This is a genomic window from Mannheimia sp. ZY171111, assembly GCF_017750945.1.
Lineage (GTDB): Bacteria > Pseudomonadota > Gammaproteobacteria > Enterobacterales > Pasteurellaceae > Mannheimia > Mannheimia pernigra.
Genome location: NZ_CP046532.1, coordinates 1404766 through 1428720, shown reverse-complemented (window position 1 = coordinate 1428720; position 23955 = coordinate 1404766). Strand labels below are relative to the sequence as shown.

The following is a 23955-nucleotide window of genomic DNA, read 5'->3' as shown; positions in this document are numbered from 1 at the left end:
TTTTAATACAATTTAACCGCTTGTTAGCTATTTACGGAAAACGTTTACCACACCATTAATGCTGGATAATTTGCGTAAAATCGCCTCAAAATGCGCTTTATCTATAACAGAAATTTGGAATATCACTTGATAGACATTTCCTTCTCTTGCTTCACTATGAATGCTACCGATGTTGCTGTCCATCTTCGCAAAGGTTGAAGTAATGGCTGCCAACACCCCTGGTTCATTCATAATGTCCAACACAATTTCAGTTTCAAACTTAATTGGTTTATCTTTTGCAACTTCCCATATTACTGGCAAATAGTGGCTTGTTTCAACAATATGATCTCTCACATTCGGGCAAGTCGTATTGTGAATAACTAATCCTTTCCCTGCACTGACATACGCCACAATGTCATCACCTGGTATGGGTAGGCAGCATTTCGCAAAACGAATAAGATGATTTTCAATACCTTCAATTTTGATTGGTTGATTATTCTCTGGATTACCGTCCGTATCAATCTGCAGCGGCTCACCCAATAAACGTTGAGCAATCACACTACTTATCTGATTACCTAATCCAATTTCAGACAGCAAATCATTAAATGTCTCTAAACGTAATTCATCTAATACAGGTTGAATCGCTTCTGGTGTGAGTTCATCAATTGAGTTTAAATTCATTACTCGAATTAACTGGCATTTTCCTAATTCAATCGCACCATCTTGTTCTTGATTTTTAAGGAATTGACGAATTTTTGCTCTTGCCTTACCTGTTACCACAAAATTTAGCCAAGAGGCTTTTGGACGCTTACCTTGCTCAGTAATAATTTCAACGGTTTGACCTGTTCGTAAAGGCTGTGAAAGAGAATATGGGTTACGATCTACCATCGCTCCTACACAACGATTACCAATATCAGAGTGAACCGCATAAGCAAAATCAATCGCTGTTGCATTCGCTGGAAGTTCAACAATGCGACCTTTAGGAGTAAAGACGAAAATATCATCAGAGAACAAATCAGATTTCACACTATCAATAAACTCAGCGGAGTTGCCCGCACTGTTTTGTAATTCCACAATGCTTTGTAGCCATTTCTGTGCTTTAAGCTGCACGGTGGTGTTATGTGGGTGTTCGCCCTCTTTATAACGCCAGTGAGCAGTAACCCCCATATCCGCCATTTTATCCATATCTTCAGTACGAATTTGAACCTCAACAGGCACACCATGCGGACCGATCATAGAAGTATGTAGCGATTGATAGCCATTTGGTTTCGGCACAGCAATATAATCTTTCACACGTTTAGGCCGAGGCTTATATAAGGCGTGCATCTGACCTAACACTCGATAGCAGTTCTCTACATTTCCAACTACCACACGGAAAGCATAAATATCTAAAATGGAATGAAAATGCTGATCTTTCTGACGCATTTTTTGATAAATTGAATAGAGATGCTTCTCACGCCCATAAACCCGAGCTTCAATTTGCACGTCATCTAAACGCCCTTTAATATCATCTGCAATGCGTTGAATCAGCTCCTTACGATGGCCTCGAGCACTTGCAATTGCCATTTTAAGCACGTGATAACGCTGCGGATACATAGCTTCAAAACCCAAATCTTCTAACTCATTTTTAATATGTTCAATCCCCAACCGATGAGCCAGTGGGCTGTAAATTTCCAATGTTTCTTTCGCTATACGACGGCGCTTATCAGGACGAAGTGAACCTAAGGTTCGCATATTGTGGGTACGATCAGCAAGTTTAATCAGAACAACTCGAATATCTTTCGTCATTGCCAAAATCATTTTGCGAAAATTAGCCACTTCAGCTTCTTGGCGAGTACGGAATTTTAACTTATCAAGTTTGGAAACCCCCTGCACAATATCTGCAACGCTCTGCCCAAATTCGGCGGCAAGTTCTTCTTCGGTATAAGGTGTATCTTCGATGACATCATGTAAGAGCGCGGCAATCACCGCTTCGTGATCTAATTTCATCTCAGCAATAATAGAAGCCACCGCAACGGGGTGTGTAATATAAGGCTCTCCGCTAGAGCGTGTTTGCCCCTCGTGTGCATCACGTGCAATCACATAGGCACGTTTAACACGCTCAATTTTATCACTCGGTAAATAGCCTTGAATAATTCGATCTAAAGGTTCAAAAAGATACACGTTATACCTCAATAGAAATAAAAATGGACAACGAATTTGCAAATATTGAGGAAAATCCTACCGCTTGCAGACCCTATTGCCCATTCTCTCTTGACGAAAAATAAAATTACGCTTCGTTACTCATTTCAGTTAAAAATGAAATAGCTTCTTGCTCTGCCGCTTCTTGCTTAATAGACTCATGATTTTCTAACTGATCCATAATATCAGCGGTAATAAACCCTTCTTCAATTTCACGTAATGCTATCACCGTTGCTTTATCATTCTCTTCAGGCACAAGTGGCTCACGTGTGTGAAGTTGTAATTGTCTTGCACGACGTGCTGCGACTAAGATCAAATCAAAACGGTTACCAATTTTCTCCGCTGCTTCTTGTACGGTTACACGAGCCATAAATTTACTCCAAAGATATATTCATTTTTATTCATAAAAAGATTGCAGATTATATAGAAATTAGGCAAGTTCTGCAATTATGGCAGGCAGTATTTAGGCAATTTATTTCGCAATTATCTCAACTAATGCCTCATTCTCGTAGATTAGATCGCTTCCCGCCACAAGATTTCACAATCCACTTTCACACTTTCCACCGTGTTCTGGGCTAATTTCTGCTGAATTAAGGCAAAGGTTCTTTCTGCGATTTGTTGATGATCTTGCTTAATTGAGTGAATATGAAACGGCAACGCATTCAATAAATGATGATCGTCGAAAGTGGCTAAATGCAGTTCTTGGGTTAAGAGTTTATCCATTTGGCGATGCTCGGTTAAATAACGCATTACCCCTTCAAGCAAAGTAAAAGAGGCGGTAAATACTGCTTCAGGCAGTCGTCCTAACTTTTCTACAATCTGCGAAAACATCTGATAACCCGATTCAGGCTGATAATCTTTGTGCAGCAGCCAATTTTCATCAAAATCCAAATGCGACTGCATCAATCCTTCACGAAAGCCTTTCAAACGATTTTGGCTCGGCGAGAGCGAGAGCTGACCGCCCAAATAGAAAAATTCAGTTGGCTGATAAGCTCTAACCATATTTTCCACCAACATACTGATTGTTTCGGTATCATTACTGGTTATAGATGGCACATCTAGCCCGGAAATATAACGGTCTAGCTGTAACATTGGGGTATATTGAGTAATACTTTTATAGTAACTCGGCTCGTAGTGAGTAGGAGCGGTAATGAGCAAATCTACCTGCCTATCTAACAAACGCTCTATCGCTTTTTTCTCACCTTCAAAGCTGTCATCAGAGCAAGCAATCACAAGCTGTAAGCCGTTATCACGACATAATTTTTCTAACGTTTTTGAGGTTAACGCAAAACCATAGTTAGTTAAATCAGGAATGACTAAGCCAATTACATTGCTACGTTGAGCTTGTAAAGATTTAGCATAAACATTGGCTCGATAACCGTATTTTTGGGCAATATCTTTTACTTTTTGACAGGTTTCAGGCTTAATTCTAAAATCATTGCCCCGCCCGTTTAAAATCATACTTGCGGTGGTTTTAGACACACCGCTTAGCTCTGCAATATCGCTTAGCGTTAAGCGTTTTTTCACACTTTCTCCTTTTTATCATTTTGGGGCTTTCCCGCCCACTTTGTTTTATTCTACGCTAATTGGTATTACTTTTGCTACTCTCGCTTGGAGAGGACGAGAACTTTTCACGATATTTTCACGCTTAGCAATAAAAAAACGAGACGTTAGCACTTGTTCGCCACCATTGAGGAAAATTTCCACTACCGAGCGGTCAAAGAAAATATCCAGCGTGTCTAATTTTTCGATTTTACAATGACGAACCGTACCAAACTTTTCCATTAATTCCGTTTGCTCACTTTGGCTACGGTCTAAACTAAATACGCCGTTTTCAAAACGGATTGTGAGCTTTTGCCCTTGTTCATTGCTGAAAAAATCTAATACAAGCGGTTGATTTTCCACAGAAATTTGCAAATAAGCTGTATCTAAATCATCAATTGCAACATTTTCTGAAATTTCGACCGCTTGTGGCTCGCCTAAATGCACTATCGGCTGCTGTACCACTTTGCCATTTTTTAAGGAAAGCTTGCGAGGCATTGTCAGCATTGAGTGCCATTGGTATTTATCTGTTGGGTAAGTAAGATCGGGCAAGCCAACCCAGCCAAACATAATGCGATCCGAATTTTCCACCGTTTGTGGTGCATAAAAATCGAAGCCGTAATCTAATTCTTCAATATGCTCGGCATTAAAACTATGACTATTTAACTGCCCCACCGCATAAGTGGCGTGATAGTTATTTTGGAATTGATGACTGTCACGCAGTTTACCCTGTGGCGACCAAACAAACAGATCTTTTCCGCCAAGTCTGAATAGATCTGGGCATTCCCACATAAACACGTTGCTATTATCAAAACCATTCACATCAAGTTCGGCAACTAAACGAGGGGTATCATTTAGATCATGCATTTCATAAATTAACGCCGTACCAGTTAAATTTTCACGTTGAGCACCAAGTACAAAACGAATTTTGCCTTCCGCTGTAATATAAGGTTTCGGATCACGCACGTGTTCAGTATAACCTGCAGGGGCCTGGTCAATAATACAACGTTTTTCAAGCAATTTTCCTGAAGTATCAAAAATCGCAATATTTTGATGTGGAACTCGAGCGTTATCAGAAGGACGGCGGGTGTTACCCGTATAGAAAGCCACGATTTTGCCTTGCCATAAAATCGCTCCACCAGAATAGCAACCGTGTGATTCAAACAATTCATCAGGAATTAATAACTCCCCTTTTTCAAAGGTTTGAAAATCTTTGGTCATAAAATGCTGCCAATGCTTCATTCCGTGCAATGCACCGTAAGGAAACCATTGAGCAAAGATGTGGTAGTTCTTACCATCAAAAATTAAACCGTTTGGGTCATTGAATAAGCCTGTTTTAGGAGCAAGATGGTAAGTTGGATAGAAATCTTGGTCAGAAAGTACCGTTTGGCGAAGAGTATTTAATTCGCCCTCGCTTTGAGCGTGTAGGCTTTTGTATTTGCCGTTATTGAAAATGTGCATAGGGATTTCCTGTTTAGTTACCCTCTCCCCTTGTGGAAGAGGGACAGATTTTTCTTCGTTCAGAAGACAAATCAGGGAGAGGGAAAATAAAACTATTCTGCCAAAAATGCGTCTAACTCTGCTTTATTCGGCAATGCTGACATCGCCCCTTTTGCAGTGGTGGCTAACGCACCGGAGGCATTTGCTTTGCGGATAACCTCAACTAAAGCGGTTTCATCTTTCCAATCTCGCGTGTTGGCTAAACCGGCTAATAATCCGCTGACAAAAGCATCGCCTGCACCAGTCGTATCAACAGGTGCGAGGGCTTTACCTGCAACCATTTGGCTTTTACCGTTGAAGTGATAAATGGCACCATCTTTGCCCAAAGTAATAATAATGAGTTTTTCTGGATACTGAGCAGTCATTACTTTGGTTGCGTCTTCTAAATTTGCTGTATCGGTTAATAAGGTCAGCTCTTCTTCTGAAAATTTGAGAATATCCGCCATTGAGATCACAGAATTCACCACCGATTTCATCTCATCAAGATTTTTCCAAAGCGATTCACGCAAATTTGGATCAAACGAAACATATCCACCTGCACGTTTTATACGGCAAATCGCTTCAATAGTGGTTGATCGTGAAGGATCGTTAATAAAAGCAATGGAGCAACAATGTAAGAAATCACCTTGACTAAATTCAGGTAAATCGCCAATTTCTAAAAATTGGTCTGCACTTGGATTTACCATAAAGGTAAAGCTACGCTCACCATTATCTAAACCAACGATCACGGTTGAAGTGCGATAATGATCATCTAAAATCATATTCTCTACAGACACCTTTTCTGCCGCCAGCACATCTCGCATAAATTGACCAAGCGGATCGTTACCTACTCGTCCAATAAAACCAGCCTCAACACCTAAACGAGAAACCCCCACCGCCACATTTGCTGGTGCACCGCCTGCACATTTCAAATAGTGATTTTCGCCGTCGGGAATTAAATCAACAACGGCATCACCAGTTACCCAAATCTTATTCATAACGTCTCTCTTAATCTGCTTAATATAAAACTAAAACGATTTAGCTAAAGCTATTATATAATTTATTTTATGCTTTAGTGAACTACAAGCGGTTTTTTTTCCTTCTTTTTTGCACTTTAAAATTTACAAAACCATCGTTACTCAAATGCTTGAACAATGTCGAGAGGCGATAAAATGCCAATTTTTCTAAAAAAATGACCGCTTGTATTCTCGCTACAAGCGGTCATAAAATGTCATTTTTTTACAAATTGACTACGTATTTGCCAACACCTAAGGCATCTTCTTTACGAGTTCGGGCAATCACATCTTCTGCTGATTCCACCATACGTAATCCCATTTCCTCTTCCGTACGGATAACCTCACCACGCAGAGAGTTGGTGTAAACATCGGTAATTTTCACATCAACAAATTTGCCTATCATATCAGGCGTTCCCACGAAATTGACGACTCGGTTGGTTTCAGTACGCCCTGTGAGTTCCATTAAATCTTTTTTAGAGGGTCCTTCAACCAAAATGCGTTGCTCTGTGCCCAACATTGCTCGGCTAAATTGCATTGCTTGGTGATTAATGCGTTGTTGCAGACGTGATAAACGCGCTTTTTTCTCCTCTTCTGATACATTATCAGGCAAATCTGCCGCAGGCGTACCTGGACGAGCTGAGTAAATAAAACTGAAGCTCATATCGAAGTTTACTTGCTCAATAATTTTCATCGTTTGCTCGAAATCTTCCGCCGTTTCTCCTGGGAAGCCGACAATAAAGTCTGAGCTAATTTGAATTTCAGGGCGAACTTCACGCAATTTGCGTATAATCGCCTTATATTCTAACGCAGTGTGGTTACGTTTCATCATCGTCAGCACTCGATCTGCTCCGCTTTGAATAGGTAAGTGCAAGAAGCTGACTAATTCAGGCGTATCACGATAAACTTCAATAATATCATCGGTAAACTCAATTGGGTGGCTAGTGGTGTAACGAAGGCGATCAATGCCGTCAATCGCCGCCACTAAACGGAGCAATTCAGCAAAAGTACAAATTCCACCGTCAAACGTTTCGCCACGGTAAGCATTTACGTTTTGACCGAGTAAATTTACTTCACGCACACCTTGAGCAGCAAGTTGTGCAATTTCAAATAATACATCATCCACTGGGCGTGAAACTTCTTCGCCTCGTGTGTAAGGCACAACACAGAATGAACAATATTTGTTACAGCCTTCCATAATTGACACGAAAGCAGTTGGACCTTCCGCTTTGGGCTCTGGCAAGCGGTCAAATTTCTCAATTTCTGGGAAAGAGATATCCACAATCGAGCTTTTACCGCCACGAATTTGGTTAATCATTTCAGGTAAGCGGTGTAAGGTTTGAGGACCAAATACAATATCCACATAAGGGGCGCGATCACGAATATGTTCCCCTTCTTGAGAAGCAACACAGCCACCTACGCCAATAATTAGATTTGGCTTGTCTTTTTTCCAATTTTTCCAACGACCAAGTTGTGAAAATACTTTCTCTTGTGCTTTTTCACGAATAGAACAGGTATTTAAAAGTAAAACATCTGCATCTTCTGGATGCTCTGTGAGTTCAAAACCGTGTGTTGAGTTTAGCAAATCTGCCATTTTTGACGAGTCGTACTCGTTCATTTGGCAGCCCCAAGTGGTAATATGTAATTTAGCCATAGTTAAAAAATAATAAATATATCAATTAGTTAGAAAAGAAAAGCGTAAAGCAATTTATTGTTTTTATACTCAAAATAAACTCTTTACGCAAAATTTATAGCACATTTTACCCTCTCGCCTATTTTTTATCTAGAAATAATCTGCATAAATCTGATATTGCACAAATAAAAAAACCACGATTTTTTTAATATCGTGGCTCTATTCATTATTTTAGAATTATTTTGTTAAGGTTAAAACAACGCTCTCGCCTGCAACAACTTGACCGTTTAATTTAGATAAGTTGCTGATTTCGTCCATATTTGAAATCACAATTGGTGTTAAAACAGATTTAGCTTTACCTTCAAGTAAGGCTAAATCAAATTTAATGATAGGATCGCCCACTTTTACAGTTTGACCTTCTGTCGCAACACGAGAGAAGCCTTCGCCTTTTAATTCAACGGTATCAATACCAAAGTGAACAAATAACTCAACGCCATCTTCAGACTCAATAGAAAATGCGTGGTTAGTTTCAAAAATCTTACCAATTGTCCCATTTACTGGTGCAACAATAACATCACCTGCAGGACGAATTGCAATGCCATCGCCTACGATTTTTTCAGAAAAAACCACATCTGGCACATCTTCAATGTTTACTATCTCACCTGTTAATGGTGAATAAATTTTGATTTCTTGGCTCTCTTTTTGTTTTGAACCAAATAATTTATCAAATAAACCCATCTTAAAATCTCCCTCAGATATTACAGAATTCCTATACATTTTATACGAGAATTTTGTATTTGTATGCTAAATAATTCAAGTTAGTTTAATTTTTGATAAAACTCATCAACTAAACGTTCAATATCCGCAACGGTTGGTTGAGCAAGTGCTTTATCAGCTAATGCTTTCGCCTCAGCAAAATGAATTGAGCGGATTAATTTCTTAATATGTGGCACAGAAATACCACTCATACTAAACTCATCTAAGCCCATTCCAAGTAATAATGCGGTTGCACGCACATCACCTGCTAACTCACCACACATACCCGTCCATTTACCTTCAGCGTGCGAAGCATCTATTACTTGCTTAATTAAATTTAGCACAGATGGGCTTAATGGATTGTATAAGTGAGCAATAATTTCATTCCCACGATCCACTGCAAGTGTATATTGAGTTAAGTCATTCGTACCAATACTAAAGAAGTCCGCTTCTTTTGCTAAGTGGCGAGCATTTATCGCAGCCGATGGAGTTTCCACCATAATACCCAGTTTTAAGTTTTCATCAAAAGCGTGACCTTCACTGCGTAATTGCTCTTTTAATTCTGCCACGATAGATTTCAACAAACGAATCTCTTCTACTGAAATAATCATTGGGAACATTACCGCTAAGTTACCGAATGCTGAGGCACGCAATACTGCACGTAATTGAGTATCTAAAATTTCACGACGAGTGAAACCAATACGCACTGCACGCCAACCTAAGAAAGGATTCATCTCTTTCGGTAAGTCTAAGTATGGTAATTCTTTATCGCCACCAATATCCATAGTACGAAGAATAACCATCTTACCATCCATCGCTTCTACGATTTCTTTATAGGCTTGAAACTGCTCTTCTTCACTCGGTAATTGGCTCCGATCCATAAATAAAAACTCAGTACGGTATAAACCAACCCCTTCAGCACCGTTACGCAAAATTCCATCTACATCACGAATAGTACCAATATTACCTGCTACATCAACTTTATGACCATCTAAGGTTTCAGCTGGTAACTCTTTTAATTTAGCCAGTTCTTCTTTTTCTGCTTTTAATTTATCCTGTAAGGATTTAAATTCTTCAATTTTTTCTTCTGATGGGTTTAAATGCACTTCGTTATTAATGGCATCTAAAATTAAGAAATCACCCGTTTTTACTAAAGAAGTCACATTGTTTGTGCCTACAATCGCAGGAAGCTCTAACGAACGAGCCATAATAGAAGTGTGGGAAGTTCGACCACCAATATCAGTAATAAAGCCTAATACTTTATCTAAATTTAATTGTGCCGTTTCAGAAGGGGTTAAATCGTAAGCGACTAAAATAACTTCATCTTGAATATCGCCTAAATCAATAATATTCATATTTAAAATATTACGCACTAAGCGATTACCGATATCACGAATATCACCTGCACGCTCTTTTAAATATTCATCATCAATTTCTGCAAGCATTGAGGCTTGCATTTCAATTACCTTACTTGCTGCAACATCTGCAGTCACAAGATTATCACTCAGATAACTTAGAATTTCTTCTTCCAGTTCTTCATCTTCTAAGATCATTAAATGACCTTCAAAAATCGCTTCTTTTTCCTCACCTAAGGTTCGGCGAGCTTTTTCTTTAATTGCGGTTAATTGAGCTACAGCTTTTTCACGTCCATCAAAGAATTTCGCTTTTTCCGCCTCAATTTCGCTTGAGGTAATTTTGCGAGCATTCAATATAATCGGCTCTTCTTTTAAAACTAATGCCTTTCCGAATACAGCACCAGGGGAAGCTGCGATACCTGTAATCATAATCGTGTCCTTATGTAAGATGATAAATCGTCTCGATATTACATAGCAAAACACTTTATTACAGCATTTCGCTGCAATAAAGTGATATAAATCTTAATCCAAGAATAGAAAAAATTACTCTAAAGTAGGAATCAAATCTACTAAGAAATCAACTGCTTTTTGCTCGTCTTCGCCGTCAGCAGAAATAGTGATGGTTGTACCTTGAGTTAACCCCAATGTTTGTAATTTAAATAAGCTTTTTGCACTTGCACTTTTACCACCTGAAGCAACCGTAATATCTGATACAAAACCTTTAGCGGCTTTAACAAACTCAGCTGCAGGACGGGTGTGTAAACCATTAGGAGCTGTAATAACAACATCTTTTGAGTACATAATGTATTCCTCTTAAATTTGAGAGTTAAAAAAAATTTATTTTTAATCAATTGATTTTCAACCGCAACTTTACTACAAATTTAAATTAAAAACACGCTAAAAAAAGTAAAAAACTTGTTGCATCATACCCCAAAATTGCTATTTTTTTGAGCTAATTTAAAAATCATTTGCTAAATGTCAAGATTCTAGCATACTGCCAGATGGAAATGTTACAATAATTTCAGCACGATTTTCCCTTAATTTTCAACATTTGGAGCAATATGCTTAGCAAATTAACCAAAACAACAGCCTGGTTTATCTACTTCAGCATTATTGCACTTTATAGCTTTAGTTTATGGTCACTGGTCGGACATCAGCAAGATACTACCTTAATTTCTGGCATTTATGTATTAAAAATTCTGGGTTATAGTTCACTACAAGCTACCCTTTCTGCTGTACTTTCACTGATTTTAGGTAGCTTTTTAGCGAGATCTTTTTTCTATTTAGACTTTAAAGGCAAACAATTACTTTATAAAACCCTATCTTTTGTTTGGGCATTGCCTTCTCTTGTGATTATTTTTGCTGTGATTGGCGTATTCGGTCATTCAGGCTGGCTGGCACACCTTTTTCAATTTTTAGGTTGGGAATGGAAGTTTAATTTGTATGGCTTGCAAGGCATTATCATTGCTCACTGTTTATTCAATATCCCATTTGTGATGAAATATTACATTAGCGGATTAAACCTCATCCCAAGTAATCGCTTTCAACTTGCTGCTCAATTAAATTTAAAGGGACGGCACTATATTCAAATTGTGGAGATACCTGTCATCAGAACGCTTTTACCTTACATTTTTATGACGGTCTTTCTAGTTTGCTTCACCAGCTTCCCGATTGTTTTAATGCTAGGTGGAAGTCCGAAATATAGCACTTTAGAAGTTGCTATTTATCAAGCCGTGACGTTTGAGTTTGATTTTGCAAAAGCGATTATTTTGATTTCGGTACAATTTGTTGTGGGAATGAGCTTACAATTTTTGATGAACCGAATTACCACCTCTGCTTTCAAGCAGTTAAAACAACAACCTAATCGAGTAGATATTTGGAAACTCAAACCAACAGGTTTAACTAAAGCCTTTTTACAAGCGGTCATTTTTTTGCAAAGTTTTGTCATAATTCTACCGCTTGTCAGTGTGATATGGGCTGGCATAAGCGTGTCAAACCTCGGCGAGCGTTTACTCAATCCAGCCCTCTGGAAAGCAATTCAGTTCTCGTTAGTCTTAAGCCTTATTGCCTCTTTTGTAGTGATTGGCATTAGCTATCTTATTGCTCTTGAAGCTCGCCAACTGCTCTATAAAAAATCAAAAATTGCCCACAGTATTTTAGGTAGCGTTGCAATTTATCCATTGTTACTGCCTATTTTTTTATTATCTGTCGGATTGTTTATTTTATTGATGAATCAAGATCTCTCAACGACTGAATTATTAGTTTTAGTAGGCGTATGCAACGGATTAACCTTGCTGCCTTTTATCTATCCGATGCTCTTTTCAGCAATGTGGCATAGCCTCATTTCTCACAACAAACTCGCTCAAAGTTTAGGGCTAACAGGCTTTCAACGCTGGTGGATTGTGGAAAAAATGCAGCTAATTCGACCGCTTGCAACCTGCTTTGCATTGGCGATGTCCTCAAGTTTAGGCAGTTTTACCGTGATTGCCTTTTTTGGAAATCGTGATTTCAGTTCGTTACCTTATTTGCTCTATCAACAACTTGGAAGCTATCGAACCGAAGATGCTGCCGTTACCGCATTAATATTAATGCTATTCGCCTTGTTGCCATTTTTATGTATAAAGGATAAAACATGATCAAATTAGATCTTCAATTTACCTATGAGCAAATGCCAATGCACTTCCAATTTTCCGCTAATCAAGGCGAACGCATTGCTGTAGTTGGGGAAAGCGGTGCGGGTAAAAGCACTTTGCTTAATCTGATTGCAGGTTTTGAAAAAGCGAAAAATGGGGAATTGTTTTTAAACCAAGAAAATCACACTCACACTGAAGTGGCACAACGCCCTATTTCAATGCTGTTTCAAGATAATAATGTTTTTCCACACTTAACGGTAGAGCAAAATATCGGTTTGGCACTTGCACCAAAATTATCCTTCAATGCAGAGCAAAAATTGCGGGTCAAGCAGATTGCCAAACAAATGGGAATTGAAGCATTTTTAAATCGTCAGGCCGATCAGCTTTCAGGTGGGCAAAAACAGCGTGTTGCTCTCGCTCGCACCTTATTACGAGATAAACCGATTTTGCTCTTAGACGAACCGTTCTCTGCCCTCGATCCAAAACGCCGAGAAGATTTACAAAAAATTGTGCTAGATATTTGCCAAAGCCGCAACCTTACACTTCTTATGGTTACCCATCAATTAGAAGAAAGTTTGTTTTTGTTTAATCGAGTGCTGACCATTTCAAATGGAAAAATCATTCAAGATCAATTTTTATAAAAATGTGATCTAAATCACAATTTTAGAAATATTTTCAATCTTTTCTTTTTTAGCTAAACCGTTTTAGTTAGAATGCAACCGTTCTATTCACATAAAAGGTAATTACTATGAATTTTCCTAAAATCGCCGAGCAAACGATTGCACAATTAGGCGGAAAAGAAAACATCACAACGCTTGCCCACTGTGCAACTCGTTTACGTTTAACCCTTGCGGATGAATCAAAAGTAAATAAAGAAGCTATTGAAAACATCGAGGGCGTAAAAGGTCAGTTCTCAACAGCAGGGCAATACCAAATTATTTTTGGCTCAGGCACAGTAAACGAGGTATATGCTGAAATGCAAAAACAGATGGGCATTGGTGATATGTCCACCTCTGAAGTAGCCGCTGCTAGTGCAGCAAATCAGCCATTGCTACAACGCTTGGTAAAAGGCTTAGCCGATATTTTCGTGCCTATTATTCCTGCAATCGTTGCAGGCGGTTTGTTAATGGGTATTCACTCAATGCTTACTGCGGTAGGATTCTTCTGGGAAGGGGAATCGGTTGTAAGTCGCTATCCTGCAATTGCGGACTTAGTGGATTTCATCAATACAGTTTCAAATGCACCGTTCGTTTTCCTCCCCGTTCTATTAGGCTTCTCCGCTACCCGTAAATTTGGCGGAAATCCGTTCTTAGGGGCAGCTTTAGGTATGCTATTAGTTCACCCTGCATTGGCAGATGGTTGGAACTATGCGAAAACTTTAATGGAAGGTAATATCAAATATTGGCATATTTTCGGGTTAGAAATCGAAAAAGTAGGCTATCAAGGCACAGTGATTCCAACGATTATTTCTGCTTGGGTATTAGCAACTCTTGAAAAAACTTTCCGTAAATTTGTGCCATCTTATTTAGATAATTTGGTTACACCACTGTTTTCTCTCTTTATTGCAGGCGTACTCGCTTTCACTGTTATCGGTCCATTTGGACGTGAGGCAGGCTCTGCCATTTCAGCAGGATTAACTTGGTTATATGACACATTAGGCTTTATTGGTGGTGCCATCTTCGGTACATTCTATGCACCAATTGTCATTACGGGTATGCACCAAACCTTTATTGCAGTAGAAACTCAATTGCTTGCAGAAGTTGCAAGAACAGGCGGAACGTTCATCTTCCCAATTGCCGCAATGTCTAATATTGCACAAGGTGCCGCTTGTTTAGGCGTGGCGTTTGCAATGAAAGATGCCAAAGTACGTGGTTTAGCTATTCCATCGGGTATCTCTGCATTATTAGGGATTACCGAACCTGCAATGTTTGGGGTGAACCTACGCTACCGCCAAGCCTTTATTGCGGCAATGCTTGCCTCAGGTTTATCCAGTGCATTTATTGCATTCTTTAATGTTAAAGCCATTGCCTTAGGGGCAGCAGGTTTCTTAGGCATTCCTTCAATCAAACCAGATAGCCTTGCTATGTACTCTGTCGGTATGGTGATCTCATTTGTTTTAGCCTTCACCATTTCAGCGATTTGGGTAAAAAAAGCTCAAGCGAAAGTGAAATAAAGATAATAATCTAAATAAGAAAAGGGATTAAGTGTTAGCTTAATCCCTTTTGCTATTACAAGCGGTTGTTTTTTCTAAACAATTGCAAATGATGGGTTAGACATTTTGCATCACACGAGCAATACGTCCATTTTGAATTTCTTCATCACGAATTGTCAGCACTTCGCAGCCGTTTTTAGTTACCACAATTTGATGTTCGTATTGGGCGGAATGACTGCGGTCTTTGGTTTTTACTGTCCAGCCATCTCCCATTAAACGGATTTCTCGTTTTCCTGCATTAACCATTGGCTCAATGGTAAAGACCATACCTTCTTTTAGCACTACGCCACCGTCATCTGCGGCATAATGTACGACTTGTGGATCACAATGGAATTCAGTACCAATGCCGTGCCCACAATATTCACGCACTACCGAAAAACCTTCTTTCTCGACATATTTTTGAATTGCCGTGCCGATCTCTTTTAAACGAATACCCGCTTTTACAGTACGAATGCCTACATAAAGCGACTCTTGAGTCACTTCAATTAAACGCTTATCACGCACACTTGGCTCACCCACCATATACATCATTGAGTTATCGCCGAAATAGCCATCTTTAATCACTGTTACATCAATATTGAGAATATCACCTTTTTTCAATTTTTTATCATCACTTGGAATGCCGTGACAAACTACCTCATTTAAAGAAATACAGACCGATTTCGGGAAACCGTGATAGCCTAAACAAGCGGAAGTTGCGCCATTTTCTAAAATATATTCGTGGCAAATTTTATCTAACTCACCTGTTGTGATGCCTTCTTTCACATAAGGTTTGATCATAACCAACACATCTGAAGCTAACTTACAAGCCTCGCGTAATTTTTGAATTTCTTCTTCATTTCTAATTGGGATATTATTCATTACATTATTCTCACTTAAAAAAATTAAGGGGATTATACCTTTTTTCGGCATAACCCCCAAACCCTCACTGCACTATTTTCTATTTCAAATCTAATTTCTTCATAATGACATTTAACACCACGCCATAAAGTGGGAGAAATAATAATAAGCTCACAAATAGCTTAAAGGCATAATCTACCGATCCGATGGTAAACCAATGTTCCGCCATATATTCATCACTACTTTTATAAAATGCCACAGCGAAAAAGACGAAGGTGTCAATTAATGTACCGAAAATGGTTGAGCACATTGGTGCTAGCCACCAACTTTTGCCTTGACGTAAACGATTGAATACAAAAATATCCAGAAGTTGTCCAACCACATAGCCACTAAAACTTGCCAACGCAATACGAAAAACAAAAAGATTAAATTCAGATAACGCCGCAACTCCCTGAAATTGAGTTTCAAAGAATAAAACTGAAATAACATAGCTAACTAACAACGCGGGCAACATCACGAGAAAAATGATTTTTCGAGCGAGCTCCGCCCCAAAAACTCTCACCGTTAAATCCGTTGCTAAGAAAATAAATGGGAAAGTAAAAGTTCCCCAAGTAGTCGGAATAATCCAATCAGTAAAAGGCACGTTTATTTCAAACGTGATCTGCACTAAATAGTTACTGATAGTAATAATAAAAATATGGAAAAGGGAAAGTAAAATCAGTGAACGAAATTTACCTTCATCGGAAAAGTAAGTATTAAGATTCATATTGTATCCTTTTTAGTTAAACAACAACTTGAGGTAAGGGAACTCAAGGGGGCGTAATCATAACGGTTTTTAAGGAAAATGCAAGCGGTCATTTTTTATTAATTATTTACCAATAAAAACAATGAAGACAAAAACACATATTTATCTATTTTTAGATAAGGTAAACTAGGCTCAACAAAACAAAAAAGGAATATATAATGTTACAAATTAGAAAAGCAAACGAACGTGGTAATGGATCCTTTGATTGGCTTGAGAGCTATCACACTTTTTCATTCGCTAATTATTACGACCCAAAACATATTCACTTTTCCCATTTACGGGTAATTAACGAGGACTTCATCGCCCCAAATCACGGCTTTGGCAAGCACCCGCACGATAATATGGAAATATTAACTTATGTGCTAAGCGGCCGTGTGGCTCACGAAGACAGTATGGGAAATAAAACCGAAGTGAACGCAGGCGAATTTCAGATTATGTCGGCAGGTACGGGAATCTTCCACTCTGAGGTCAATCCCTCTTCAGACGAAACGCTACATCTTTATCAAATATGGATTATTCCAAATCAAAAAGGTGTAACACCACGCTATAGCCAAGACAAATTTACGCCGAAAGAGGGGGCAACGTTAATTCTTTCGCCAAACGCAGAAAATGGCTCATTCAACATTTATCAAGATATGAAATTGTGGCGTTACCAATATCCCACGGCAAAAACAGAACAAGTTACCCTTAACACTAACCGCAGCTATTGGTTACAAGTCGTAAAAGGAAATGTAAAAGTAAACGGGATTGAGCTAACCACCAGCGATGCACTAGGTATTCGCCAAGAAGATCTATTAGAAATCTACGCTCAAAATAACGTAGAATTTTTACTGTTTGACTTAGTATAAATTAGGGCTGTAAATAAGATACAAGCGGTTAAATTTGTAAGATTTTTTCGGTATTATGTAGCAGTTGCACAAAGATTTAACCAATTAAAAACATTAAAATCCCTATTGAAATTTTCACTCAATAGGGATTTTTATTATGACACAAAAGTTACTCAAACACGAGTTAGTTGAACGATTACTTCAACTGAAAGAAAAGCAAGATTTATTAACGGTGCAAATGCAACTTTTAACGCAAGAGATTAGCGAATTGACCGATCCATTTATGCCGAAAACACCGAAAAGCCAGTCTGTGATTACCGCTCGTTTAATCGCACAAGTATTAAGGGAAAATCAGGATACGTGGTTAGTATGTGGAGATATCGCAGAACAGGCATTACGGTTAGTGGGGCAACCGCAGTTTGTTGATGTAGGTGATAGCTATTATAAGGTGGTAAAAAGAATGTTGTTGCGGTTAGCAAAAAAGGCTTGGTTGAGCGTGCAGGGTTTCATTGGCGGTTGAAATTGCTAAAATAGCGACATTTTGTCGCTATTTTTATCAAGGTTTAAATTTTAAGGTTGAAGAAATCGACTGCTTTTGTTCTTCTTTTGTGCTTGTTGCTGAATTTAATAAACTTTGAAAATCACGTTGCGAACTTGTCATTATGGCTTGCATTGCTGGGTGATTTTGCATAAGTTCTGTTTGCTTATTTAACCAAATTTCATTAGCAATATCATTCAAGTTAAGAGCAATTTGCTCTACGTCCATAATTTTATTTAGTAGTGGATCGGCTTCTATATCTTCTCTATATAAACTTACGAGCTTATCAGGATCTTGAACAAAATTACTTAACCGTTCTGCTAGGTCTGGTGTGAAGTGTTCAGCGTATTGTGTGGCTAAAAAATGCAAATCAAATAAATCACGCCCTTTGGTTCGTGTATTTTCCCCGTCATAAGCCGCATTTAGTTTATTATCAATAATCCGATCTACCGATGAAAAGCGAATCCCATCTTTAATCGTAATTTGTTCATCAGGTGTTGGGGTTCGATAGGAAATTTCTATTTTTAACGAATCCTTGATACCTGTATCACGAATATGATAATTAACTACATAACGGCTTACGGTATCTGTATCTTTTTTCACATTGATATTATCAATCACAATACCTTGTGGAGCCGAAGATTTAATTTTATTCAGCAAATTTAATTTCTTTGACGAATCAAAATCTAAATCTTCTGAAAAACGGTTTAAGCCATAACCTAAATAAAGTGCTGTTCCACCTTTTAATACCAACGGTGTATCAGAAAGGTTTTTTAAAATATTGATCATTAACTTTTCGTGATATTTATCACGTTCTGTTAATAGCTTGTTATTGGGTTTTTGTGTTTCCATAGCATTAAATTTTCTCTTTCTTGTTCGGTTAAGTGCGGTTCAATTTGGTCAAGTAATTGATAAACCGACAGTTTATCTTCATCACTCGGGAACCAATCATCTAAAATAACACGCCCAATGGAGCCTGTTTGCAACACAGCCGTGTAAAGATAATCGACACAAGCTCTTGGGTGGTCAGCAAGCCAAACAGGACTGTTTTCAGGGAAATACCCCATATCATTGAGCCTTTTTGTACCGTCAATAATCCCAATATCGCCTAAAAGATGATGGGTATTTCGTTTTTGACCAAAGCCATAAATATAAAAATCTTGCGGATATGCATTGTCATTTAATGCTGCCGCACTATGCCAATCGCCTGTTCCATTGGGGCTATGAATATTGAGAGCCACAAGACTGCTCACATAGCGATTGGTTTGTGTTGGGGGAATGAGTAGCATAGTTTGTCCTAAAATCAACCAGTTATATCTGAATTATCGTTAAAATCTGATTTTATATCAATGGGTTTTCCACTGCCAATAAACTTCTCTACGGCTGATTTGTGTTCTTGTAATCCAACCACGCTGATAAAACGCATTTAACTGCTTACGCACGGAATCCAAATGTTTTTCTGATGGAATGCCTTGTGTCTGTTCAATATCAAAAATTCGTAGGGTAAGCTCGGTAATGGTAAAGGCTTTATTCGGTTCATCACGCATTATCTGAACAAGATACTTTCGGATTTTCCCTTTGAATAATTTATACCTATGGCGATAAATGAAGTTTTCCGTGTTATAACGTGCTATATCTTCTTCCGCTTTCATTAAATCAATGGCTTTTTGAACGGTAGCAATCTTCACATCTAATAATGCTAAATGCTCTAGCACTTGCTTACGTTCAAAGACAAGGGCTTTTAGTTTTTGGTCAAGTTTATAAGCCATTATTATTCCTATTGCCAAATCACTTCTTGATGAACAATTTTTCGTTGCCAATAGCCACACCATTCATTATTTTCATTCGTGGTATTTAGGCATTTGCTTAGCACATCTTTGAACTGCCAACCATTTGATTTTCTACGATGATCTTCACGGTAAGCTACTTCATTAGCATAATTGAGTAAATAGGTATTACTCATTTTATGGGTTTGTCCGTAGTACATTCGTTTGAAGGGGCTAAAGAAACTTTCCGCTTGATTGTTGGTTACACCTAAATCACTACGATATTCTTTTTTGTGATTGACGGTACGTAAATCATAATTCAGCAATAATTCACCGTAAGCATTACTTTCATCAGTATTGATACGGCTCTTTTTCTCAATATAAGCATTAGCAAAAGAATTAACAACAGATTGCGTTTCCAAATGGGTAACAAAGATGTGTGAGCGTTTTGCCCCACGATTTAACTTATCCACTTCCCCTGATAGGGGTTGTAAATCTCGCTTATCTAATAAGGCTTTGCGGATTTTATGCGACAGCACAAACGCCGTACGGTAATCGCCGTACGGTAATTGACTCCCGCATCACGAGCCAGTTGTAGTGATGAAATACCTTTGGCGGCATTCACAAATTTGGCGATGATGTAGAGATAGGTTTGCAGCGACTTCTTGCGATTGGCAAAAATCGTGCCTGATGTAATGCTAAACGTATGATTACAATGTTTGCATCGCCACTGCTGCGAGTAGAGATAAAATAAGCTTTATGTTGTACACTGCACTTAGGGCAAACCACCACGTCTTTACTTCCCCAGCGTAACTCGCACAATAAGCTAAACGCTTCATCATCAGATAGGCGAGCTATCTTAATAGATGAAAGCGTGCGAGCTTTGCTGGTTAAAAGAAAGTGCTGGGTCATTGTAGTTATTTCTGATGATATATGTCTGATTAGGTTAATAATTTAAATTGCAAATTTAAATTGCCGTAAAACTTTTAATTGCCAAAAAATTATGTTATTAGAGTATTTCATACACGCTCAAACGTGATAAAATATTCCTCATTTAATGTCAAATATACGCTCATTTGCGATATTTGTCAATCTAGTATTGAAAATGGAACGCTCAAATGTGCATATCAGAAAGACTGAGACAAATTTGTGAAGCGAAAAACTGGAAAATTAAAGATTTTGCAGAACAGACTGGCATCGCTTACCGCACACTACAAGGTTATGTTGGCGGTGAACGTGAACCTAATGCAGAAGGAATGACTGCCATTGCTAAAGCTGGAGTGAATTTGAACTGGCTGGTAAGTGGTGAAGGCGAAATGTTTCAATCTGAACAACAAAAAACTGTAATGTCAGAGCAAGAAACGAAATTAATTTCAGACTACCGCACTATGCCTGAAAACTTAAAAGATGCTTTCTCAATTTCTTTTAAAGAAATTTCAGAGAAACAGTAATTATTACTTGACATACTAAAATAGGGATCTCAAAAATGTTCAACGCAACGCAACGCAACGCAACGCAACGCAACGCAACGCAACGCAACGCAACGCAACGCAACGCAACGCAACGCAACGCAACGCAACGCAACGCAACGCAACGCAACGCAACGCAACGCAACGCAATAATTTACGTTTATTCATTCAACCTTGCAAATTTACTTTTGGAGGTTGCTAATGAAATCTAAACATTCAGAAACAGAAACAGAATGGTTATTCAAAGATCTTTTGAATGAGAATGGATATTTAGGTGATGACGATTTAATCGTTGAATTTAAAGATAAAACAAAAAATGAAAAAGTAAAGAAATTACTATCCAATGCAAGTAAAAAAGGCAATCGAAATGGTATCCCTGACTTTATCATTAGATCACATAAATATCCCGATATTATTTTTTTGATTGAATGTAAACCCGATATTCGTTTTCATGAAAGTAAAAATAGAGATAAATATGCTGGATATGCAGTTGATGGAGTTTTGCTTTATTCATCTTTTGTATCAAAGGAATTTGATGTTTTATCTATTGCAATCAGTGGAACTCCTAGTGATTACAAAGTAGATGCTTTTTGGCAGCTAAGAGGTACAGATAATGTTAATCATGTTGATGCAGATAAACTTTTACCATACAAAAATTACTTACGTTTAATTTTGGAATCAGACGAAGCATTTCGTAGAGATTATAATACTCTTTTATCTTATGCTAAAACATTAAATGCTGATTTACACAAAAAGAAAATTAAAGAATCAAACAGAGCTTTACTAATTAGTGGCGTATTAGTAGCATTGCAGAATAATGTTTTCAGAATTTCTTATCAAGAAAACAAAACATCAAAAGACTTAATTACAGCTTTGTTAAATGCCATATCATCTGAATTAAGATCGGATGAATTAAAAAATAAAAATGCAGATACGGTTTTAGGAGCATTTAATTTTATTCGTTCAAACAAAACTTTTGAAGATAAGAAAACTGGGCTTGCTAATTTGTTATCTGTAATTAATTCAATTAAAGATAATGTTTATACTTTTCTTGATAAATATAAATATATTGACACTCTCAGCCAATTTTATATTGAATTTCTACGATATGCTAATACAGATAAGGGGTTGGGTATTGTATTAACCCCATTACATATTGCACAACTTTTTGCCAAAATGGCTGGAGTAAACAAAGATACTGTTGTACTAGATAATGCAGCTGGAACAGGGGGGTTCTTAGTTGCTGCAATGGGGGAAATGATCTTAGATGCTGGTGATGATGAACAAAAAATTTTAGATATTAAGAGGAATCAGATTTATGGTATTGAATATGAAGACAGTATTCTTGCTCTATTAGTATCAAATATGATCATTCATTCTGATGGGCGTAGTAATATTTACTGGGGAAGTTCTTTCGATATTATTCCACACAAATTATTAACACATAAAGACAATAATAAAGAAAAAAACGAAGAAAGTAGAAAAATACCCAAACGTTATGAAGATATTGATTTAGATAAAAATAAGATAGATATTGGATTATTAAATCCCCCATTTAAAATGGCTACGGATGATATTGAAGAATTTGATTTTATATTTTCAAATTTAAACGCCGTAAAAAAGGGAGGTAAAGTTATAGCATTAGTCCCTGCCAGTGTTATTAATGATACAACTGGAATTAATTATATAAATAAGAAGAAGCTATTGGATAATCATACATTAGAAGCCGTTGTATCTCTACCAGAGGATTTATTTGCAAATAGTAAAACTTCTATAGTTACAGTTGGGGTTGTTATAACAGCTCACATTCCTCATTCTAAGTTAAAAGAAACTTGGTTTGGATATTGGAGAGATGATAAATTTGCAAAAACAAAAAATCTTGGCCGTGCTGATATAAATAATGAATGGTATGGTGAAAATAAACTTCAAGAACAATGGCTATCATCTTTTATTAATCAAAAAGAAGATTCTCAATTTAGTGTTAAAAGAAAAGTAACAGCTGATAATGAATGGTTAGCTGAAGCTTATTTAAAAACGAATTATAATTCTCTAACTATTGATACTGTGTTGAAGCCTTGCTATCAATATATGGCTTTTAGAATAGAAAATGGCAATATTGGAGATGAACAAGAGATTATTGAAATAATAAATAACGTAACATGTCTTCATTCAAAATTGAATGTTAAGCATCAAAAAAGGCTAGATGAAGTCTTTAATATGCATAACGGTGTTATTTCATCTAATGTTGAAGTCCAAGAAGATAAAATATCAAATGATTACTTACCTTACGTAAGACCATCTAAAAGACAATCTACTAGCTATGCTGGTTTTGTCGAAAGTAAAGCTGTCAGAGATGAAAAAAAATTTCCTGCTGGCACACTATATGTTTCAACTGATGGTGCGGGGAGTCATACATATGCTTATGTATCTATTGAAGAATTTATCCCAAATAGTAATGTTGTAGTATTAGAACCTAAGTTGGATATGAATTTAGAAACAAAGTTATTATATGCTGCATATATAACTGCAAACAGATTCAAATTTTCTTATGGTAGAAAACCTAAAGGTGAACGTTTGGGTGAGCTCCTGCTTCCAATTATTTAATTAGGAAGTAATCTACATTAGCCCTATTTTATGTCTATTATTTAAGTTCTTAGTACCTTTTTTATTTGACAAAAAAACAACGTAGTTCTATATTAAATACCGTTCATCATTGATGAACAATTTGCCAATGAACCATTTATTTATATTTAGCCTAGCTTCTTTCAAAGAAGCACTGCGAACCATATAGGCGTAGAAACCTTTTATTAAGGCTCCATTTTTGGTTTGCAAGTTGTTTATTATTAAAGCCCACGTATTTCTTGTGGCAGTACGGTATTCAAGGCAAAACGCTTTGAGCCGACCTGGAAATTCAAGTGGGCGATTTT

Annotated in this window: 21 protein-coding genes and 2 pseudogenes; 8 read left to right on the top strand and 15 right to left on the bottom strand. The window is 37.5% G+C overall.

Annotation, left to right across the window (positions count from 1 at the left end; translation table 11 throughout):
- Positions 1 to 27: 27 nt before the first annotated feature.
- The 9 genes from spoT to GM698_RS06835 form a co-directional block, all read right to left on the bottom strand.
- Positions 28 to 2142: a bifunctional GTP diphosphokinase/guanosine-3',5'-bis pyrophosphate 3'-pyrophosphohydrolase gene (gene spoT, locus GM698_RS06875; protein WP_209289156.1), complete on the bottom strand. Its 2115-nt coding sequence runs from the start codon at positions 2140 to 2142 to the stop codon at positions 28 to 30.
- A gap of 106 nt (positions 2143 to 2248) precedes the next feature.
- Positions 2249 to 2530 (bottom strand): DNA-directed RNA polymerase subunit omega, encoded by a 282-nt coding sequence (gene rpoZ / locus GM698_RS06870; protein ID WP_159628550.1) that lies wholly within the window; start codon positions 2528 to 2530, stop codon positions 2249 to 2251.
- 143 nt (positions 2531 to 2673) lie between these two features.
- Positions 2674 to 3687 carry a LacI family DNA-binding transcriptional regulator gene (locus GM698_RS06865; protein WP_176811910.1) on the bottom strand — a complete coding sequence of 338 codons (1014 nt, stop codon included), beginning with the start codon at positions 3685 to 3687 and terminating at the stop codon, positions 2674 to 2676.
- 45 nt (positions 3688 to 3732) lie between these two features.
- Complete coding sequence (locus tag GM698_RS06860) at positions 3733 to 5163, bottom strand: glycoside hydrolase family 32 protein (protein ID WP_209289155.1); 1431 nt, start codon at positions 5161 to 5163, stop codon at positions 3733 to 3735.
- Positions 5164 to 5255: 92 nt separating this feature from the next.
- Positions 5256 to 6179 carry an aminoimidazole riboside kinase gene (locus GM698_RS06855; RefSeq protein ID WP_176811912.1) on the bottom strand — a complete coding sequence of 308 codons (924 nt, stop codon included), beginning with the start codon at positions 6177 to 6179 and terminating at the stop codon, positions 5256 to 5258.
- A 241-nt stretch (positions 6180 to 6420) separates the two neighbouring features.
- Positions 6421 to 7848: a tRNA (N6-isopentenyl adenosine(37)-C2)-methylthiotransferase MiaB gene (gene miaB / locus GM698_RS06850; protein ID WP_176807395.1), complete on the bottom strand. Its 1428-nt coding sequence runs from the start codon at positions 7846 to 7848 to the stop codon at positions 6421 to 6423.
- Positions 7849 to 8064: 216 nt separating this feature from the next.
- Positions 8065 to 8565 carry a PTS glucose transporter subunit IIA gene (crr, locus tag GM698_RS06845; RefSeq protein WP_159628557.1) on the bottom strand — a complete coding sequence of 167 codons (501 nt, stop codon included), beginning with the start codon at positions 8563 to 8565 and terminating at the stop codon, positions 8065 to 8067.
- 80 nt (positions 8566 to 8645) lie between these two features.
- On the bottom strand, positions 8646 to 10367 hold the full coding sequence (gene ptsI, locus GM698_RS06840; RefSeq protein WP_176807396.1) for a phosphoenolpyruvate-protein phosphotransferase PtsI: 1722 nt from the start codon (positions 10365 to 10367) through the stop codon (positions 8646 to 8648).
- Positions 10368 to 10481: 114 nt separating this feature from the next.
- Positions 10482 to 10739 carry an HPr family phosphocarrier protein gene (locus GM698_RS06835; protein ID WP_159628559.1) on the bottom strand — a complete coding sequence of 86 codons (258 nt, stop codon included), beginning with the start codon at positions 10737 to 10739 and terminating at the stop codon, positions 10482 to 10484.
- Between the two features lie 260 nt (positions 10740 to 10999).
- Between GM698_RS06835 and thiP the strand changes: the two genes are divergently transcribed.
- From thiP to GM698_RS06820, 3 genes are all read left to right on the top strand, one after another.
- Positions 11000 to 12574 (top strand): thiamine/thiamine pyrophosphate ABC transporter permease ThiP, encoded by a 1575-nt coding sequence (thiP, locus tag GM698_RS06830; protein ID WP_209289154.1) that lies wholly within the window; start codon positions 11000 to 11002, stop codon positions 12572 to 12574.
- Entirely contained in the window at positions 12571 to 13212 is a 642-nt protein-coding gene (gene thiQ / locus GM698_RS06825; protein WP_176807398.1) for a thiamine ABC transporter ATP-binding protein, read from the top strand. Before thiP ends, thiQ begins: the two co-directional genes overlap by 4 nt.
- A 107-nt stretch (positions 13213 to 13319) precedes the next feature.
- Positions 13320 to 14744, top strand: coding sequence for a sucrose-specific PTS transporter subunit IIBC (locus tag GM698_RS06820; RefSeq protein WP_176807399.1), 1425 nt, complete (start codon positions 13320 to 13322; stop codon positions 14742 to 14744).
- Positions 14745 to 14840: 96 nt separating this feature from the next.
- On the opposite strand, the gene map is transcribed toward GM698_RS06820, so the two are convergent.
- Together map and GM698_RS06810 are read right to left on the bottom strand one after the other, a co-directional pair.
- Positions 14841 to 15644, bottom strand: coding sequence for a type I methionyl aminopeptidase (gene map, locus GM698_RS06815; protein ID WP_176809283.1), 804 nt, complete (start codon positions 15642 to 15644; stop codon positions 14841 to 14843).
- 79 nt (positions 15645 to 15723) lie between these two features.
- Positions 15724 to 16389, bottom strand: coding sequence for a 7-cyano-7-deazaguanine/7-aminomethyl-7-deazaguanine transporter (locus tag GM698_RS06810; protein WP_176807401.1), 666 nt, complete (start codon positions 16387 to 16389; stop codon positions 15724 to 15726).
- 197 nt (positions 16390 to 16586) lie between these two features.
- Between GM698_RS06810 and GM698_RS06805 the strand changes: the two genes are divergently transcribed.
- Positions 16587 to 17276, top strand: a complete 690-nt coding sequence (locus GM698_RS06805; protein ID WP_176809284.1) for a pirin family protein — start codon at positions 16587 to 16589, stop codon at positions 17274 to 17276.
- 136 nt (positions 17277 to 17412) lie between these two features.
- A pseudogene (locus GM698_RS06800) lies at positions 17413 to 17789 on the top strand (hypothetical protein).
- A gap of 22 nt (positions 17790 to 17811) precedes the next feature.
- Here GM698_RS06800 and GM698_RS06795 read toward each other — a convergent pair.
- From GM698_RS06795 to GM698_RS06780, 4 genes and pseudogenes are all read right to left on the bottom strand, one after another.
- A complete protein-coding gene (locus GM698_RS06795; protein ID WP_176811917.1) occupies positions 17812 to 18645 on the bottom strand; it encodes a nucleotidyl transferase AbiEii/AbiGii toxin family protein in 834 nt (277 codons plus the stop codon).
- On the bottom strand, positions 18612 to 19082 hold the full coding sequence (locus tag GM698_RS06790) for a hypothetical protein (RefSeq protein ID WP_176811918.1): 471 nt from the start codon (positions 19080 to 19082) through the stop codon (positions 18612 to 18614). The genes GM698_RS06795 and GM698_RS06790 overlap by 34 nt, the downstream gene beginning before the upstream one ends.
- 57 nt (positions 19083 to 19139) lie before the next feature.
- Entirely contained in the window at positions 19140 to 19562 is a 423-nt protein-coding gene (locus tag GM698_RS06785) for a hypothetical protein (protein WP_176811919.1), read from the bottom strand.
- Between the two features lie 8 nt (positions 19563 to 19570).
- A pseudogene (locus GM698_RS06780) lies at positions 19571 to 20471 on the bottom strand (transposase).
- A 206-nt stretch (positions 20472 to 20677) separates the two neighbouring features.
- Between GM698_RS06780 and GM698_RS06775 the strand changes: the two are divergent.
- From GM698_RS06775 to GM698_RS06765, 3 genes are read left to right on the top strand one after another with little or no spacing between them, the layout of a single operon-like run.
- A complete protein-coding gene (locus GM698_RS06775) occupies positions 20678 to 21010 on the top strand; it encodes a helix-turn-helix domain-containing protein (RefSeq protein ID WP_075620618.1) in 333 nt (110 codons plus the stop codon).
- A 35-nt stretch (positions 21011 to 21045) separates the two neighbouring features.
- Positions 21046 to 21240, top strand: coding sequence for a hypothetical protein (locus GM698_RS06770; protein ID WP_209289153.1), 195 nt, complete (start codon positions 21046 to 21048; stop codon positions 21238 to 21240).
- Positions 21230 to 23632: a class I SAM-dependent DNA methyltransferase gene (locus GM698_RS06765; protein WP_176811921.1), complete on the top strand. Its 2403-nt coding sequence runs from the start codon at positions 21230 to 21232 to the stop codon at positions 23630 to 23632. The genes GM698_RS06770 and GM698_RS06765 overlap by 11 nt, the downstream gene beginning before the upstream one ends.
- The last annotated feature ends 323 nt before the right edge of the window (positions 23633 to 23955 follow it).

Coding starts and splice junctions, on each gene's coding strand:
- GM698_RS06855 (WP_176811912.1), bottom strand. CDS start 6,179: ATGAATAAGATTTGGGTAACTGGTGATGCCGTTGTTGATTTAATTCCC.
- ptsI (WP_176807396.1), bottom strand. CDS start 10,367: ATGATTACAGGTATCGCAGCTTCCCCTGGTGCTGTATTCGGAAAGGCA.
- GM698_RS06805 (WP_176809284.1), top strand. CDS start 16,587: ATGTTACAAATTAGAAAAGCAAACGAACGTGGTAATGGATCCTTTGAT.
- thiQ (WP_176807398.1), top strand. CDS start 12,571: ATGATCAAATTAGATCTTCAATTTACCTATGAGCAAATGCCAATGCAC.
- crr (WP_159628557.1), bottom strand. CDS start 8,565: ATGGGTTTATTTGATAAATTATTTGGTTCAAAACAAAAAGAGAGCCAA.
- GM698_RS06765 (WP_176811921.1), top strand. CDS start 21,230: ATGAAATCTAAACATTCAGAAACAGAAACAGAATGGTTATTCAAAGAT.
- rpoZ (WP_159628550.1), bottom strand. CDS start 2,530: ATGGCTCGTGTAACCGTACAAGAAGCAGCGGAGAAAATTGGTAACCGT.
- GM698_RS06775 (WP_075620618.1), top strand. CDS start 20,678: ATGTGCATATCAGAAAGACTGAGACAAATTTGTGAAGCGAAAAACTGG.
- map (WP_176809283.1), bottom strand. CDS start 15,644: ATGAATAATATCCCAATTAGAAATGAAGAAGAAATTCAAAAATTACGC.
- GM698_RS06835 (WP_159628559.1), bottom strand. CDS start 10,739: ATGTACTCAAAAGATGTTGTTATTACAGCTCCTAATGGTTTACACACC.
- GM698_RS06795 (WP_176811917.1), bottom strand. CDS start 18,645: ATGGAAACACAAAAACCCAATAACAAGCTATTAACAGAACGTGATAAA.
- GM698_RS06770 (WP_209289153.1), top strand. CDS start 21,046: ATGTTCAACGCAACGCAACGCAACGCAACGCAACGCAACGCAACGCAA.
- GM698_RS06785 (WP_176811919.1), bottom strand. CDS start 19,562: ATGGCTTATAAACTTGACCAAAAACTAAAAGCCCTTGTCTTTGAACGT.
- GM698_RS06810 (WP_176807401.1), bottom strand. CDS start 16,389: ATGAATCTTAATACTTACTTTTCCGATGAAGGTAAATTTCGTTCACTG.
- miaB (WP_176807395.1), bottom strand. CDS start 7,848: ATGGCTAAATTACATATTACCACTTGGGGCTGCCAAATGAACGAGTAC.
- GM698_RS06860 (WP_209289155.1), bottom strand. CDS start 5,163: ATGCACATTTTCAATAACGGCAAATACAAAAGCCTACACGCTCAAAGC.
- thiP (WP_209289154.1), top strand. CDS start 11,000: ATGCTTAGCAAATTAACCAAAACAACAGCCTGGTTTATCTACTTCAGC.
- GM698_RS06790 (WP_176811918.1), bottom strand. CDS start 19,082: ATGCTACTCATTCCCCCAACACAAACCAATCGCTATGTGAGCAGTCTT.
- GM698_RS06820 (WP_176807399.1), top strand. CDS start 13,320: ATGAATTTTCCTAAAATCGCCGAGCAAACGATTGCACAATTAGGCGGA.